Here is a 15,381-nt window from a genome sequence, read left to right on the forward strand (position 1 = left end):
ACGGGCCTAGCCGGCTTCACCGGTGGTACTACCTGCCATCACTGACGCCCTGACAGGACAGACTGAACAGGCCACGACCGTCGGAGTTATCGCGCTTCCCGCCGTCACTGCATGACCCGCACCGTATTGAGCTGGGTGTCGACGGCGTCGGGCACATTCATCCCTGCCTCGATCCCTGGGCGCAGGTACCGCAGCACGGGCTCGGTGAGGAGTTCGCCCGGCAGCACGGTGGGGATTCCCGGCGGGTAGGGCGTGAGCATCTCTGCCGCCACACGGCCGACAGCATCCTGCACGGCGACATCCTCCACGCGGCCGAAGAAGGCATCGCGCGGGAGACACGTTTGTTCGAGTCGAAGCAGCGCAGGCGGAGGGACGTCCACCATGGGGCCGGTGTGCAGGTCCGGCGAGGCCGCCGAAGCAGCGTCCAGCGCCTCCAGGAGGGCCCCTGTCGTCTCATGGTCGTCGGCGTGGGTGAGCTGGGTGTTGATGCGGCGATGGTCGGCGAGGTGTACATCGACGCTTCGGTGTGTGCGCAGCCAGTCCGCCACCCGGTATCCCGTCGTATTGAGCCTGCTGACGTCGATGACGACGGGAAGCGGATCGAGGTCCTCTGCCAGGCCGGGCCCGCAGAAATCTGCACGGTCATGTACGTGCAGCCCTTCGATTTCCTCGATCGCCGCCCGCACACGGGTAGCCAGCCCGAGGGCCCGGTCGAACAGGCCCCGGCCGTGCTGAGCCATTTGCCGCCGCCAGCCGTCAAGGCCGGCGTAGATGAGCACAGAGGGGCTGGTGGTACCGAGCAGGTCGGCGCGAGTCTTCAGGAGGGCCGGGTCGATCAGGTCGCCCTGAAGGTGGAAGACGGAGCCCTGCTCCAAGCGTCAGAGGCCGGCTGAGTTCCGCGGTCCCTTCCCCCGGCGGGCAAGGACGCCCGATCGCTCTCCCCTTGTCGGCCGCCCGGGCGGAGGGCTTGGTCCGCCTGCCCTTGAGGGCGGCCCCGCGCGAGTGGACCAGGGTGATGCCGGGGGAATCATCACGACGGTGATGCATACCCGGACTGCGCGGTGTCGGCCTCCTGGCGTTCACGCTCCGCTTGCTCGCGGCGCTGTCGTTCCCGTTTGCCGTAGGCGGCGCGGCGGACCGCTTCGTCGCTCTCGAATTCGGATCCGAGGGCTCCGCCCACGATGGCCGCCGCGCTCGCCAGCGACGCCAGGCGCGCGTAGTCGCCCAGTCCGACCGAGCGGCCCACCTGCTTGGCCAGCACTCCACCGTCAATGAGGAACAAGGACACCACGAAGTCCACGACATAGAGGCCGACGAGACCGCACAGGACGCCCAAGAACAGGGTCAGGACCGTGGAGGCGTTGTACAGCGCCGCCTTCTCCCTGTCCTGGGGGGAGGGGGAATCGGGCCGCTCCCACAGACGCCGGTGGACGATGAGCCAGGTCACCATGGCCGCCACCGAGAAGAGGGAGACCACGGCGAGCCGCTCGGCCGGGATCCCGGTGGCCACGTTCCAGACAGTCCCGTTCATCACGGCGATGGCGCTGGTGGCCAGCGCGGCAGCGAGCGCCTTGGCGAGGGCGGGGACCAGCCGCCAAGGGCCGTTGGCGCGCAACATTCCGAGCAGCAGGCGCAGGCGTCCTCTCGCCGGAGACCCCACGATCCGCAGATCGACAATCTCTTCATCCGTCGCCATGCGCTTCACGGGGGCGGTCCGCTCCGGAACGATCGGTCCGATGATCCGTCGGCCCGGCCGCGTGGAGCCGTCGCCGGTCGTGGTGAGCATCAGATGTTTCAGGAGCCGGACGACGGAGCGACGGAGCCGCCGCCGCAGGAAGATCCCACCGAGCGCGGGCAGCGACACCAGCGCCACCCGATCTTCGGTGTCCACATCGACCACCAGTGGTCGCCCGCCGGTGCGCAAGGGCAGATCGGTGAGGCAGACGGCGATGTCCCAGTTCTCCCGAAGCTTGTGCTCCCGTGTCGCGTTGAGGATCGCGACGCTGTCCTGCAACGTGGCGGTCAGCGGGTCACGTACGACCCGCAGGCTCCACTCGATGCCTCGGTTCACGTCTTCGGCGAGCAGTTGCGGCAGATCCTCGGCCAGCTCCTCCGCCAGTTCCGCCGGCGTGTCCGGATCGACGAGGAGGCCCACCACAACGCGCGGCTGCCCGTTGTCCGCATCGGGAGTAGCCCGCATCACCACTCCCCTCTTCCGTGATGTGAGCAGCAGGTGCTGGGTCGGGCCGCGGGGCCGCGCCGAATCACGGTAACGGCACGCTCCCGAAGGACGGCGGCGACACGCACGCCCGACCACGAGCGCTCCGCCGTGCCAGCAGGCGGCCACGCCGATGCCGACGTGGTGAAATCCCGGGCGCTGCACGTACGCCTCCACCTCCCCGACCGGGACGGCCGGCAGCCGGGGCCCTCCGTGCTGATCGCGAACACCCGGCGGCCGTCTTCGGCGGTGGCGGTGATCAGGGCATGGGTGCAGCTGTGGGCTCCGGAGCAGTACTGCTTGAGGCCGTTCAGGCGCCAGCCGCTTTCGGTGCGGGTGGCGGTGACACCTTCGCCAGGCGGCTCGGCCTCCTATACCCCCCATACCCCCGTCGCTCGGCCGCGCCGGGCGCGGGCCCTGTGAGGTCGGCGGTCGGCGGAGTGGTCACCTCGTTCATGCGAGAACTCCTTGGCTGCAACGGAGAGGCCGATCCGACTGGGGCTCAGGCACAGGCCGACTTTCGTACTGTGGCATGAGATCGCGGAGTCGGCCCGCTGCTTCCGTGTGCCCCTGCCTTTCTGACACATGCGCCTGACCAGCAGCTCCGCAGCGCACAAAGGGGCGTCAGGGGGCGGGTGTCTGAGGCCCGTCGCCCCGCGTGCCACGCAAAGGAGTCGTGAGGGCAACGGGTGCCCTCGGGTGATGCCTGGGAGGCCCGGGGCCGCGGGGTCGTCTTTCGCAGCAGGGGCGGAATTATGTGGTGGTCTGTTGTCGGTTCAGGTGGTGGCGTCCCACGGGGCGGGCCACCGGCTCCCTAAGGAAGTGGTGTACCGCCGGTGGCATTGAGGATCTCGGCGGTGATGTAGCTGGCCTGCGGTGAGGCGAGGAAGACGTAGGCGGGTGCCATCTCCGCAGGTTGGGCCGGCCGCCCCAGGGGAGATTGCTTGCCGAAGGTCGTGGTGTCCGGGAGCGTCGCCGGGATCAGGGGAGTCCACACCGGCCCGGGGGCGACTGCGTTGACGCGGATGCCGTCGGAGGCCAGCATCTGAGCGAGTCCCTGGGTGAAGGTGACGATGGCGCCCTTGGTCATTGCGTAGTCGAGCAGGTGCGGGCTGGGCTTGTATGCCTGCACAGAGGCGGAGTTGATGATCGATCCGCCTTCAGGAATGTGCGGCAGGGCCATCTTCGAAAGCCAGAACATGCTGTAGAGATTGGTGCGGACCACGCGGTCGAACTGTTCGGTGGTGATGGCGCTGATGCCGTCGGGCTGTGACATCTGGTAGGCGGCGTTGTTGACGAGGATGTCGATCCTGCCGAACTCTGTCACCGCGCGTTCGACAAGGCGTTCGCACTGCACTTCCTCGCGGACGTCGCAGGGCACCGCCACCGGTGTACGTCCGGCTTCCTCGATGTGGCGGGAGGTCTCACCGGCTTCCTTGCCTTCTTCCGGGAGGTAGGTGAACAGGACGTCCGCGCCCTCGCGTGCGAAGGCCAGGCAGACAGCGCGTCCGATGCCGGAGTCCCCGCCGGTCACCACGGCCTTGCGTCCTTCCAGGAGACCGCTGCCCCGGTAGGACTCCTCCCCGTGGTCAGGCGGAGGGTCCATGGGACCCGTCCAGCCAGGGTGGGCCTGGTCTTGCTGCTCGAACTCCGGCTGAGGGTGCTTGGTGACCGGGTTCTGCTCGGCTCGGTTGTCGCCTGCCACTTCGTGTCTCCTTCATTGCCATGAGATAGATGAGGCGCCCTTGACCGAAGCAAGGGGGCGGGGCCCGGGCGGAGCCCCTGGGGCCGGTTCTGCGCCTCGGGTCCGTGTGTAGGTCAGCTCGGCGGACAGGGGTTGTCGTTCAAGAGGCGGGCAAGGTGCACCGCGTTAGCCGCGAGGGTCCGCATCGTCGAGGTGACGGATTGCGGTGTCTCTTCGAGATCCTGGTAATCCGTCCCCTGTTGGGCTTCGCCCACCCAGTAAGTGACGGCACCCGGCGCAAGGGAAATCCGAGGTCATTGAGGCCTTGGAAGAGGTCGGCGCTCACCTTGTGCGCGCCGTCCTCGTTTTCGACGACGGCCGCGAGGCCCACCTTGCCGTATGTCAGCTGCCGACCCTGCTCGTCGGTTTCCGAGATGCCGGCGTTGAGCCGCTCCAGGACTCGTTGGCACAGGCTGGAGGGGTGACCGAGCCAGATCGGGGTGGACAGGAGGAGGATGTCGGCCTCCACGACCTTCTCCCGCAGGGTGGGCCAGGCGTCTCCGCCGCCCATGTCGCGCGCGATGCCCGGTCGGACTTCATGATCGGCGATACGGATGGTCTCACCCTTGACGCCGAGATCAGCGAGCTCGGCCATGATCTGGTCCGCGAGGAGTTGGCTGCTGGAACGGGCGGGTGAAGCGTTGAGGGTACAGACGAGCGCCACAGCGCGAGTCATCAGAGGGCTCCTCGAGGATTGATTCGCCTTGCGAGGCCTGGTGCGGCTTCCGTTCCGGCTGGTGCCCGGCTGTTCAGGGCGTGAGGACGGTCTTGATCATGCCGTCCTCCTTGGCCTGGAAGGTTTTGTACGCCTGCGGTCCTTCTTCGAGCGGCAGGGTGTGGGTGGCGAAGTCGTCGACCCCGAGGACGTCTGCATCGGTGAGGAGCGGGAGGATGTCGGGCACCCAGTGCTTGACGTTGGCCTGGCCCATGCGCAGCTGGATCTGCTTGTCGAAGATCGTCATCATCGGCATGGGATCGACGGCGCCCCCATAGACACCGATGACCGAGATGGTGCCGCCTCGGCGTACGGCATCGACGGCGGTGTTGAGGGCAGCCATGCTGTCCACGCCGGCGCGGCCCATCACCTTCTCTCCCAGCGCGTCGGGTAGCAGGCCGGCGAACTGCTGGGCTGCCTTGGCCAAGGGTCCGCCGTGTGCCTCCATACCCACCGCGTCGATGACGGCGTCGGTGCCGCGGCCTGCGGTAAGGCTGCGGATTTCGTCGCCGACATTCTTTCCGTATTCATTCAAGTCCAGGGTGTGCACGCCCCGGGCGCGTGCCCGCGCCAGACGTTCGGGGACGAGGTCCACGCCAATGACCTTGCTCGCGCCCTGGTGCAGGGCGATGCGGGCGGCCATGTCGCCGATCGGTCCCAGTCCCAGGACCGTGACGGTCCCGCCCTGCGGGATGTCGGCGTAAGCGACGGACTGCCACGCGGTCGGGAGTACATCGGAGAGGTAGACGTAGCGCTGGTCCGGCGGGCCGTGCGGCACTTTGACAGGGAGAGTGTTCCCGAAGGGAACGCGTAGCAACTCGGCTTGTCCGCCGGGGACCTGCCCGTAGAGCTTGGAGAAGCCGAAGAGTGAGGCACCCATCCCACGTTCGGTGACCTGGGTCGTCTCGCACTGTGAGTGAAGCCCTTGGCCACACATCCAGCATGTGCCGCAGGAGATGTTGAAGGGCACGACGACCCGGTCCCCGACTGACACGGCGGTGACCTCCGGCCCGACCTCCTCAACGACACCCATCGGCTCATGGCCGAGAATGTCACCGGGGTCGAGGTACGGCCCGAGCACCTCGTAAAGATGCAGGTCAGACCCGCAGATTCCCGTCGACGTGATACGAACGATGATGTCGGTCGGGTCCACGATCTTGGGGTCGGGGACCGTGTCGATGCGAACGTCGCGCTTACCGTGCCACGTCAAAGCCCTCATGCCGTCTCCTTCGAGTTATTGCGCTCGCCAGAGTGTTTTACCCAGTTTGCCCCTAATCGGTACCGGCGGGCACGGGAGTACGCCAGCGACAGGGGGAGGGACCGATCGCCCTCCGGCGGTGGGGCGCCACCGCAGGAAGCGTCTTTGTGCGCTCAGGAGGAGAGGAGAGAGTCGTCATACACCTGGGCTCCAGGAAGCTGGTGCTGTGCAGCGGTCAGAGCCGCATCCACGTCGGAGGTGCCGGTGGATATGCACAGGGCGCAGGCAACCTCGGTCATGCGCCCACGCGGCTCTGTGTCACCGCGTTCCGCGTGTACAGCCTGCAGGGCCTCGTAATCCTCTACGAGCTTGCGCAGCACTACAGGGTGAGCCATCAGCATGTCGGCCTCCTCGGCCTTGGGCTCCAGCGTTCTCGGTCGGCACTCACGCCGGTACCGGCATGATCTACACGGTTCCGGCGAGCAACGTCCTAGGTGTGCTGTCCGGCGGATCTTGCCGGGCGGCCTGGCGGCGCTGACTGGCTATGGCAACTCACCGGACAAGGAGCTGGTGGGGCAGGTTGGGCCCGCCGCTAAATGCCTCGACATCGGCGCGGTGATCGGGGACGCTTCGCGCGATGACAAGAATCGACGACACGCCGCCCGCGTGGGACGAGCGCACCCAGCTCACCACGTTTCTCGACTACGCACGTGACACCGCCCGCGCCAAGTGCGATGGCGTCTCGGTGGAGAACGCCCGCAAGGCGCTCCTGCCGGGCTCACCGCTGATGACCATGAGCGGATTGATCAACCATCTCCGCTGGGTCGAGTACTACTGGTTCCAGGTGGTCTTCCTCGGCGAGGAAGACCAGGGCCCCTGGACCGATGAGGACCCCGACCGCGAGATGCGTATCGCCGTCGACTTCCCGCTCACGCAGTTGCTCGACGAATACGCCGAACAGAGCGTCCGCTACCGCGAACTGGTCGCCGGGAACGGCCTGGACAAGCAGGCCCAGCGAGCCGTCCGCGACGGCCTCCATGTCGACCTGCGCTGGATCCTCCTCCACCTCACCGAGGAGACAGCCCGCCACAACGGCCACCTGGACATCCTGCGCGAGATGCTCGACGGCCAGACCGGCGACTAGATCCGGCAGAGATCACGGGCGAAGCCAGAGTCGGATCGAGGCGACGGTGACGGTGCCTTGGAAGACGTAGCCGCGCTTGTCGAACCTCGTCGCCACGGCCCGGAAGTTCTTCAACGCGTTGATCGTCCGCTCGACTTCGTTCCTGCGCTTGTAGATCGCCTTGTCGAAGCCTGCGGGCCGGCCACCCTTGCTGCCTCTTCGTTGGCGGTTGGCCCGCTGGTTCTTCGGTTCGGGAATGGTGTGCTTGATCTGGCGTCGTCGCAGGTAGCGGCGGTTACGGCGGGAGGAGTACGCCTAATGGGAAGTGAAGGTCGGCGGGAGCCGACGTTCTGGGGCGCGAGCCGAGCCTTTGAGTATGCCCGGGCCTGAGAGCCCTGTTGACAAGACGAGGTTGGCTCGCGCCCAGCAGTGTGGGCGGAAATGTGCAAGACCGGGTGCAGCTCAGTCTGCATCGGCATCGAAGCGGTCCGGTTGGTGCGGGCCGGTCCATCTGTGGCCGCTGGGCGGTTTGCTGTCCGTGGTCCGAGCCGGTTGTGCGGATCACCTCTCAGCTCTGCCTTGAGCTTCCAGCTCTGACGCGGACCGAGGGCCGTATGACTCGCTGGGGTTGCGAACGGCTGGTGGGATGACGTGCCTTGAGCACTTCCATTAGGGAGCACGCGCACCCTGCACAGGCTCTGGCCTGGAAAAGGAGTCGCGACGAAAGAGGGCCGGATGGAGATCACCGGGTTACCGACGCCAGTGTTCTGTGGCGTGGACTGGTCCGAAGACCACCACGACATTGCACTGGTCGATGCGGGCGGAAAGCAACTCGCCAAGGTGCGGATCGGCGATGACGCTGCAGGGTTTGCCCAGCTCACGGACCTGCTGACCGAGCATGGCGATAGCGAGGATGCCCCGATCCCCGTGGCTATCGAAACGTCACGGGGACTCCTCGTCGCCTGCCTGCGGGCTACCGGCCGGCCGGTCTTCGCGATCAACCCGTTGGCGGTTGCCCGCTACCGGGACCGCCACTCCGTGGCCCGCAAGAAGTCAGACGCCGTCGACGCCGCGGCCCTGGCCAACATCCTGCGGACCGACATGGCCGCCCACCGGCCGCTGCCCGCAGACTCCGAGCTTGTGCAGGCCATCGCCGTGCTCGCCCGGGCCCAACAAGATGCCGTCTGGGCCCGCGGCCAGGCCCACAACAAGCTTCGCTCCCAGCTCAGAGAGTTCTACCCGGCGATCCTCGACGCCTTCGCCCCGCACAAGCACGGTCTGTGCTCGAGGGAAGCACGCACCATCCTGGCCGCAGTACCGACCCCGACCATGGCTGAGAAGCTGACACGGCGGCGCCTGCAGTCACTGCTCAGGCAGGCCGGCCGGGTCCGCGGCATCCAGGCCGAAGCCGAAAGGCTCCACGAGGTCTTCAAACGCGACTACCTCCACCAGCTCCCGCAGGTCGAGGCGGCTCGAGCAATGCTCAAGACCTGTGGATCGGCCTCGGGTTGAACGCGAAGGGCGTACCTTCCCGAGTGATCGATTGATGGTCATCGAGTAGGCCGGTGCTGCGAACACCGGTCGGGAAGGCACGCCCGTGCTCAGCGTAGTCAACGCCGACGGCACTACCGCCAATGGCTCCTCGCTCATCGACGAGATCGTCCGGGAGGGCGCGAGGCGGATGCTCGCCGCCGCACTGGAGGCCGAAGTTGATGCCTACATAGCCGAGTTTGCCGACGAGAAGGACAATCACGGTCGACGTCTCGTGGTCCGCAACGGCCATCACCAGCCCCGCTCGGTGACTACCGCTGCCGGGACCGTCGAGGTCAAGGCCCCGCGCGTCAACGACAAGCGCATCGATGAGGTCACCGGCGAGCGCAAGCGGTTCTCCTCGGCGATCCTGCCGCCCTGGGCCCGCAAGTCCCCGAAGATCAGCGAGGTACTGCCGCTGCTCTACCTGCACGGCTTGTCCTCGGGCGATTTCGTGCCCGCGCTGGAGCAGTTCCTCGGCTCCTCGGCCGGCCTCTCACCCGCCACCGTGACCCGGCTGACCGCCCAGTGGCAGGCAGATCACAAGGCGTTCGGCGAGCGCGACCTGTCCGTCACGGACTACGTCTATGTCTGGGCCGATGGTATTCACCTGCGGATACGTCTCGAAGAGGCGAAGGCTGCCGTCCTGGTGATCATGGGTGTTCGGACAGACGGCACGAAGGAGCTGATCGCGATGGCGGACGGCTACCGGGAGTCGTCGGAGTCGTGGGCGAGTCTGCTGCGGGACTGCCAGCGGCGCGGCATGCGCGCCCCGGTTCTCGCCGTCGGCGACGGCGCTCTCGGCTTCTGGAACGCGGTCAACGAGGTCTTTCCCCAAACCCGCCATCAGAGGTGCTGGGTTCACAAGACGGCCAACTGCCTCGACAGCCTGCCGAAGTCGGCCCAGCCCGCGGCGAAGAAGGCCATCCAGGACATTTACAACGCCGAGGACAAGGAGCACGCGGCTGCCGCGGTGAAGGCGTTCGCCAAGCAGTACGGCGCGAAGTTCCCCAAGGCCGTCAAGAAGGTCGCCGATGACGAAGACGAACTGCTGGCGTTCTACGACTTCCCCGCCGAGCACTGGATCCACTTGCGCACCACGAACCCGATCGAGTCGACCTTCGCGACCGTCCGGCTGCGGACCAAGGTCACCAAGGGCGCCGGCTCCCGCGTGGCCGCCCTGGCCATGGTGTTCAAGTTGGTGGAGTCCGCTCAGGCCCGCTGGCGAGCCGTGAACGCACCCCACCTCGTCGCTCTCGTCCGAGCCGGAGCCCGCTTCGAACGCGGTCACCTCGTCGAACGCCCCGAAGTCCACGTAGCTTGAAGAGACCGACCGACCTGCGGATATTCACTGCGGGTAGATCACTGAGGGATGGCAAACTCGTCGAACATCCCGACCGACGGAGGGCGAGCAGAATGAAGATCATGGTGGATGACCTGTCAGGCTCGGAGATCGCCAGGTTCCTCAACGAGCACGTCCAGCAGATGCGGTCCATCACGCCCCTGGAGAGCAAGCACGCCCTCGACCTCGATGAGCTTCGCAAGCCCGAGGTCACGTTCTGGTCGATCGTGGACGGTGACACCGTGGTGGGCTGCGGTGCGATCAAGAAGCTGGACGCGGTGCATGCAGAGCTGAAGTCGATGCGCACCACGCCGACGCGCAAGCGAAGCGGGATCGCATCCCAGCTGCTGGAGCACATCATCACCGAGGCCAAGGCCATGGGGTTCACTCGGCTGAGCCTGGAGACCGGCGCAGCCGAGTTCTTTCTGCCCGCCAGGAAGCTCTACGGGAAGTTCGGTTTCATCCAGTGCGAACCGTTCGCGGACTACCAACCCGACCCGAACAGTACGTTCATGACGAAGACCCTCTAAAGAATCTCGATCCACAGGTCTTGACTATTACTCAGGCGGCTCTCGGGCACCAGACTTCTGCTCTGGTTAGGCAGCTGAACACCGCATGCGACAACGCCGATCAGCTCGAAGAAGCCGTCACGCAGGCCTTCGAAGAGCATCCGGATGCACCGGTCATCCGCAGCTTTCCGGGGCTCGCTGCACTGACCGGTGCCCGAGTCCTGGCGGAGATCGGCGATGACCGGACCCGATTCGCCAACGCCGGATCATTGAAGGCCTACGCAGGAAGCGCCCCGGTCACCAGAGCCAGCGGCAAGAGCTGCATGGTCATGAGCCGGAGGGTCAAGAATCAGCGACCGGCTGCCGTCGGATACGTCTGGGCCTTCGTCTCTCTCACCAGATCACCAGGCGCCAGAGCCCACTACGACCGCCGACGAGCAGCCGGCGACCGTCACGTTGCCGCGCAGCGGAACCTCTTCAACCGGTTCATGGGCATGCTGTTCCACTGCCTTCAGAACGGCCACACCTACGACGAAGCAATCGCCTTCCCACAGCCCTCAGCCGGACATACCGCAGCGGCAGCTTGACGCTTATCCGCGTGGGATGTCTTGTCGCCGCCGAGATGGTCGGGCCGCGTGCGCGGGCGTCCGCCGCCGAGGCGGGCGACATGGATGCGGTCCATGACCGGGATGAGCTGCGGAGCGTCGCCCCACTGGCCCGGAGTGATCAGCAGGGCCAGGGGGCGGCGTCCACCCTCACCGGCGAGGTGGATCTTGCAGGTAAGACCGCCCCGGGAGCGTCCGAGTCCCTCGTCGGGGCGGTGCTGCCGGGGCGTGCGTCTTTTCCCGGCACTCGTGGCGGTTTCCTACGAGCCCCGGCGGCGTGCTGATGGGCCCGGCAGGAGGTCGAATCGACGCTTACCATCGACCAGTCGATCCGGCCTTCCGCGTCGGCGTCGGCCAGGACGGCCGCGAAGATCCTGTCCCAGGTGCCGTCCGCCGACCAGCGTCTGTGCCGTTCGTACACCGTCTTCCAAGGGCCGAAACGCGCAGCTAGATCCCGCCACGGCACCCCCGTGCGCAGTCGGTACAGGATCCCGTTGATGACCCTGCGGTGGCCGGCCCAGCGGCCGCCGCGCTGCCCGGACTTCGGCAGATGCGGCTTCAGCCGGGCCCACTCCTCATGCGTTAAATCTCCCCGCCCCATGCTCATGCCAACGACCCGAAGCCACGACGGTCACAAGATCCGCCGGACAAGCCCTAGTCATGGAGTCCCAGGAGCAGGTGAAGTCCGGCAAGGTCGTCGGATTCTGAGGCTTGGGCCCTACAATTCCGCCCCTGCTTCGGCAGGCGGCGGGGTGCTTCGTCGTACTGGCTTGCAGATGCCCACTGAAGGTCTGGTGGTGAGACGGTTCGGCACGCTGGGTAGCCTGTCGCTGCCTGGAATCTGCCTGCTGATGCTGCTCATCGCCCGCCCGCTGCTCTTCGCGACGCTGGACGAGGCCGTGGCGGCGGCCCGCGGTGTGCCGGTACGGACACCGGGCTTCGCCTTCCTCGCGCTCCCCGGCATCTGCGCGGCCGAGGCCACCCAGGCGGTCGGCTCGCTGCTGCTGCTCGGCCTGCCGGCGGCCCCCGCCGGAGCAGCCGCCCGGCTGACCGACCGCCCGTACACAGCACTTGCGCTCTCCGCGCTCCTGGCAGTCCTCGACATGTGGGTCGGCCTCGCCATCTCCTGCGTGATACCGCAGGTACCGCCCAGCTTCGCCATCATGGCCGCGGCCACCGCCGTCTGCGCCGCCACCTTCCTGGTCCGGCGCCCGGCGGCCCGTGGGCGTCTTCATCCGACCACCGTTTCCACCGGGGTATGAGGTCTCAGGACACGATGACGGCAGGCACCAACCCTCAGGCCACCGCGACGCAGGAGATCTCCCTCCTGGGTCGCTTCACCCAGCAACGCGCCACGGTGCTGGAGGCATTGGTCGAAGCGGAGGAGTCGGAGGGGTTTGTCAGCGCCCAGTCCCTGCACACCTGGCTGCTGGCCGCCGGGTCACCGGTCGGCCTGTCCACGGTCTACCGCACGCTCAGCGCCCTGGCCGAAGTGGGGCGCGCCGACGTCGTACGGGACATGCACGGGGAGCGGCTGTTCCGCTACCGCCCCGGCTCCGACCACCGGCACTATCTGATCTGCACCGAATGCGGTGTCAGTGTGACGCTGGACTCCGTGTTGGTGGAGAACTGGGCCGCCAAAGTGGCCCGGACGAGCGGCTTCACCGCCGTCCGGCACACCGTCGAACTCACCGGCATCTGCCCCGACTGCGGTCCCTCGGCGGGGAGTTCTCCCCGCGACTGACACGACCTCGGGCATGACGCGACCCCGGGAGCGCCGCCGCTGGACGCGACGGCCGCTATCCGGGGTAGATCCGTACGGCAGCGGGGCCCGCACTACTTGGAGGCGTACGGCAGCAGTGCCATCTCCCGGGCATTCTTGATCGCGCGAGCCAGCTGCCGCTGCTGCTGGGCGGTGACGCGGGTGACGCGGCGGCTGCGGATCTTGCCGCGGTCCGAGAGGAACTTCCGCAGCAGATCGGTGTCCTTGTAGTCGATGTACGTGATACCGGCCTGGTCCAACGGGTTGGGGCGCGACTTGACGGGCTTGCGGGGATCGTGGCGGCGGGGCATGGCACTTCCTTGTCTGGGCGGGGTCGGGGCGGTGCGCGTGAAGAACTGGAGGCGGTCGGGTGCTCAGGAGACGGGGTCGAGGAGTGTGTCGAAGGACGCCGGGAGGCGCTTCCATGCCTCACGACCGGCGGCGAACTCGTCCTTTGTCAGCAGGCAGGAGTCGAGCAGCCGCTCCAGCCCTTCGCGGTCCAGGCCGGGTGCGGTGAAGACCAGGTGCTGGCAGCAGTCGCCGTGTTCGGGATGCCAGTCGAGGGCGGCGGCCGCTCGTCGCATCGGGGGAACCATGTCCCAGGCGGCGTCCGGGAGCGAGGCGAGCCACGGGCCGGCGTTCTCCACGCACAGCGCGCCGCCCGCGGCGTCCCAGGACAGCAGGGTGTCGGGGCGGTCGGCGAGCCAGAACCGGCCACGGCTGCGAACGGCCGCGCACGCCAGGTCTTCCAGTGCCTGGTAGAGCCGTTCCGGATGGAAGGGACGCCGCCGGTGCCACACGAGGGTGGCGACTCCCGACTCCTCCGCTTCCTGTGGGAGCAGCGCGCAGGCCGGGTGCTGGGCGGCTGCCGCCGCCTCGACATCGAACCCGGCGAAGGCGACCTCGGCGAGCTGCCGGGAAGTGACGGGCACGTGGCGTGCGGTCGGGTGCAGCTGGGCGAGGACCGCACGATCCTCGTCGTCCGCCTCCTCTCCGTCGACGAGCGCGAGCACGGGGGCGTACTCCAGCTGACGCGCCCAGGTGTCCCCGATGGTCCGCTGATCGGTTGCGGCCGCCGCGAGTCCGGCTTCCGCCAGGTCGTCCCCGTTGGCGAGGTACGGCAGTACGAGGGCGGGGTCGACCGCGGTCATCACATTGGAGAGCGTCAGCGATTCGCCGCCGTGCGCGGCGATGACCTCGGCCATCGCCCGCGGCTCGACGGAGTCCCAGAGTTCGACCACCGCCAGCCGGTGCAGACCGCTCTCGGCCAGTCGCTGGAGCTCGGGCACCAGGTCCTCGCGCAGGGCGCAGCACGCACAGTCGTTGACGAGGGGTGCCTGGCCGGAGGACAGCTCGCCCGAGGCATCCCGCACCGTGCGACGTACCGTTCCGTCCGCTGCCGTGGAGAGGTCGTGGTGGAGCGCGACACTGCCGCGCACGGTGTGCAGCAGTCGCAGCACGACCTGCTCGCGGGCTTCGGAGTGCAGCCCGCCGACGAGGACGACGGCGAGCCTGCCGTTCTCCGCCATCACTGTGTCCCGCGCCGGCCGTAGCGCCGCTCGAAGCGCTCGACGCGGCCGGCCGTGTCGAGGACCCGGGCGGTGCCGGTGTAGAAGGGGTGGCTCTGCGATGAGATCTCCACGTCGATGACGGGGTAGGTGTTGCCGTCCTCCCACTCGACCGTCTTGTCGCTGGTCGCGGTCGACCGCGTGAGGAAGGCGAACTCGGCTGCCTTGTCGCGGAAGATGACGAGCTCGTAGGCGGGGTGGATCCCAGGCTTCATGACGGTGTTCCTGTCTGCTAAGTCGGCTTGTGAGTCAGCGTTCTTCTCGGAAGTCGACGTGCCGGCCGACCACCGGGTCGTACTTGCGCAGGACCATCCGGTCAGGGTCATTACGCCGGTTCTTGCGGGTGACGTAGGTGTAGCCCGTTCCCGCGGTGGAGCGGAGCTTGATGACCGGGCGGAGTTCGTTGCGTGCCATGGGCGCTACTATATGGGAATGATTTCCATTGTCGATAACGTCTCTGACGAGAGGTGACCCACACCATGTCCGCCCACTGCCAGCTGACCGGCGCCAAGCCGGGCTTCGGCAAGACCATCTCCCACTCGCACCGCCGTACGTCCCGCCGGTTCGACCCGAACATCCAGCACAAGCGCTACTGGCTGGCGAGCGAGGGTCGGCACGTCCGCCTCACCCTCAGCACCAAGGGGATCAAGACGGTCGATTCCATCGGTATCGAGGCCGCGGTGGCACGCATCCGCGCACGAGGGGTGAAGGTCTGATGGCCAAGCAGAGCAAGATCGCGAAGAACGAGCAGCGCAAGGTGATCGTCGAGCGGTACGCGGCCCGGCGCGCCGAGCTGAAGGAGATCATCCGGCGGCCTTCCTCCACCGACGACGAACGCGCCGCCGCACAGGTCGAGTTGCGGCGCCAGCCGCGCGATGCCAGCGCGACCCGGGTGCGTAACCGGGACAGCGTGGACGGCCGCCCCCGCGGCCACCTGCGCAAGTTCGGCATGTCCCGGGTGCGGATGCGCGAGCAGGCCCACGCCGGATTCCTCCCCGGAGTCACCAAGTCGTCCTGGTGATGTCCGGCGACCGCCACGGTGGGCGGCGCTGCGGCCTGGGCCCCTG

At 67.5% G+C, this 15,381-nt stretch carries 15 protein-coding genes and 6 pseudogenes; 9 read left to right on the forward strand and 12 right to left on the reverse strand.

Going from position 1 to position 15,381, the window contains the following annotated elements:
* Positions 1-104: 104 nt before the first annotated feature.
* The 6 genes and pseudogenes from ACWGI6_RS21160 to ACWGI6_RS21185 form a co-directional block, all read right to left on the reverse strand.
* A pseudogene (locus tag ACWGI6_RS21160) lies at positions 105-875 on the reverse strand (Orn/Lys/Arg family decarboxylase); the annotation flags it as partial.
* Between the two features lie 155 nt (positions 876-1,030).
* Positions 1,031-2,200, reverse strand: coding sequence for a hypothetical protein (locus ACWGI6_RS21165; protein ID WP_453268954.1), 1,170 nt, complete (start codon positions 2,198-2,200; stop codon positions 1,031-1,033).
* Positions 2,201-3,032: 832 nt separating this feature from the next.
* A complete protein-coding gene (locus ACWGI6_RS21170) occupies positions 3,033-3,923 on the reverse strand; it encodes an SDR family oxidoreductase (RefSeq protein WP_453268955.1) in 891 nt (296 codons plus the stop codon).
* Between the two features lie 113 nt (positions 3,924-4,036).
* Positions 4,037-4,638 (reverse strand): annotated as a pseudogene (locus ACWGI6_RS21175) (flavodoxin family protein).
* Between the two features lie 73 nt (positions 4,639-4,711).
* Positions 4,712-5,896: a zinc-dependent alcohol dehydrogenase gene (locus ACWGI6_RS21180; protein ID WP_453268956.1), complete on the reverse strand. Its 1,185-nt coding sequence runs from the start codon at positions 5,894-5,896 to the stop codon at positions 4,712-4,714.
* 152 nt (positions 5,897-6,048) lie between these two features.
* The gene (locus ACWGI6_RS21185) at positions 6,049-6,276 is read right to left on the reverse strand and encodes a DUF5133 domain-containing protein (protein WP_453268957.1); all 228 of its coding nucleotides are present in this window, start codon (positions 6,274-6,276) and stop codon (positions 6,049-6,051) included.
* 236 nt (positions 6,277-6,512) lie between these two features.
* Here ACWGI6_RS21185 and ACWGI6_RS21190 point away from each other — a divergent pair, with 236 nt between their 5' ends.
* On the forward strand, positions 6,513-7,019 hold the full coding sequence (locus ACWGI6_RS21190; RefSeq protein ID WP_453268958.1) for a DinB family protein: 507 nt from the start codon (positions 6,513-6,515) through the stop codon (positions 7,017-7,019).
* Positions 7,020-7,031: 12 nt separating this feature from the next.
* Here ACWGI6_RS21190 and ACWGI6_RS21195 read toward each other — a convergent pair.
* Positions 7,032-7,313, reverse strand: a pseudogene (locus tag ACWGI6_RS21195) (IS5/IS1182 family transposase); the annotation flags it as partial.
* A 420-nt stretch (positions 7,314-7,733) separates the two neighbouring features.
* Here ACWGI6_RS21195 and ACWGI6_RS21200 point away from each other — a divergent pair.
* The 4 genes and pseudogenes from ACWGI6_RS21200 to ACWGI6_RS21215 form a co-directional block, all read left to right on the forward strand.
* Positions 7,734-8,471 (forward strand): annotated as a pseudogene (locus tag ACWGI6_RS21200) (IS110 family transposase); the annotation flags it as partial.
* A 124-nt stretch (positions 8,472-8,595) separates the two neighbouring features.
* Entirely contained in the window at positions 8,596-9,852 is a 1,257-nt protein-coding gene (locus ACWGI6_RS21205) for an IS256 family transposase (protein WP_453268959.1), read from the forward strand.
* Between the two features lie 92 nt (positions 9,853-9,944).
* Positions 9,945-10,400 (forward strand): GNAT family N-acetyltransferase, encoded by a 456-nt coding sequence (locus tag ACWGI6_RS21210; protein ID WP_262037250.1) that lies wholly within the window; start codon positions 9,945-9,947, stop codon positions 10,398-10,400.
* A gap of 20 nt (positions 10,401-10,420) precedes the next feature.
* Positions 10,421-10,966 (forward strand): annotated as a pseudogene (locus ACWGI6_RS21215) (transposase); the annotation flags it as partial.
* A gap of 20 nt (positions 10,967-10,986) precedes the next feature.
* Here ACWGI6_RS21215 and ACWGI6_RS21220 read toward each other — a convergent pair.
* Positions 10,987-11,585: pseudogene (locus ACWGI6_RS21220) on the reverse strand (IS5 family transposase); the annotation flags it as partial.
* A 175-nt stretch (positions 11,586-11,760) separates the two neighbouring features.
* On the opposite strand from ACWGI6_RS21220, the gene ACWGI6_RS21225 reads away from it, so the two are divergent.
* Together ACWGI6_RS21225 and ACWGI6_RS21230 are read left to right on the forward strand one after the other, a co-directional pair.
* Positions 11,761-12,246, forward strand: a complete 486-nt coding sequence (locus ACWGI6_RS21225; RefSeq protein WP_453268960.1) for a metal ABC transporter permease — start codon at positions 11,761-11,763, stop codon at positions 12,244-12,246.
* A gap of 14 nt (positions 12,247-12,260) precedes the next feature.
* On the forward strand, positions 12,261-12,728 hold the full coding sequence (locus ACWGI6_RS21230) for a Fur family transcriptional regulator (protein ID WP_453268961.1): 468 nt from the start codon (positions 12,261-12,263) through the stop codon (positions 12,726-12,728).
* 92 nt (positions 12,729-12,820) lie between these two features.
* On the opposite strand, the gene rpsR is transcribed toward ACWGI6_RS21230, so the two are convergent.
* The 4 genes from rpsR to rpmG all read right to left on the reverse strand — a co-directional run bounded on the left by rpsR (position 12,821) and on the right by rpmG (position 14,728).
* The gene (gene rpsR, locus ACWGI6_RS21235; RefSeq protein ID WP_453268962.1) at positions 12,821-13,057 is read right to left on the reverse strand and encodes a 30S ribosomal protein S18; all 237 of its coding nucleotides are present in this window, start codon (positions 13,055-13,057) and stop codon (positions 12,821-12,823) included.
* Positions 13,058-13,120: 63 nt separating this feature from the next.
* Complete coding sequence (locus tag ACWGI6_RS21240; RefSeq protein ID WP_453268963.1) at positions 13,121-14,275, reverse strand: CobW family GTP-binding protein; 1,155 nt, start codon at positions 14,273-14,275, stop codon at positions 13,121-13,123.
* On the reverse strand, positions 14,275-14,529 hold the full coding sequence (locus ACWGI6_RS21245; RefSeq protein ID WP_453268964.1) for a type B 50S ribosomal protein L31: 255 nt from the start codon (positions 14,527-14,529) through the stop codon (positions 14,275-14,277). Before ACWGI6_RS21245 ends, ACWGI6_RS21240 begins: the two co-directional genes overlap by 1 nt.
* Positions 14,530-14,563: 34 nt before the next feature.
* Complete coding sequence (gene rpmG, locus ACWGI6_RS21250; protein ID WP_221753949.1) at positions 14,564-14,728, reverse strand: 50S ribosomal protein L33; 165 nt, start codon at positions 14,726-14,728, stop codon at positions 14,564-14,566.
* A gap of 65 nt (positions 14,729-14,793) precedes the next feature.
* Between rpmG and rpmB the strand changes: the two genes are divergently transcribed.
* Positions 14,794-15,030 (forward strand): 50S ribosomal protein L28, encoded by a 237-nt coding sequence (gene rpmB / locus ACWGI6_RS21255; protein WP_453268965.1) that lies wholly within the window; start codon positions 14,794-14,796, stop codon positions 15,028-15,030.
* The gene (gene rpsN, locus ACWGI6_RS21260) at positions 15,030-15,335 is read left to right on the forward strand and encodes a 30S ribosomal protein S14 (protein WP_453268966.1); all 306 of its coding nucleotides are present in this window, start codon (positions 15,030-15,032) and stop codon (positions 15,333-15,335) included. Before rpmB ends, rpsN begins: the two co-directional genes overlap by 1 nt.
* The last annotated feature ends 46 nt before the right edge of the window (positions 15,336-15,381 follow it).

The sequence above is a fragment of the Streptomyces sp. NPDC054786 genome (assembly GCF_053611685.1).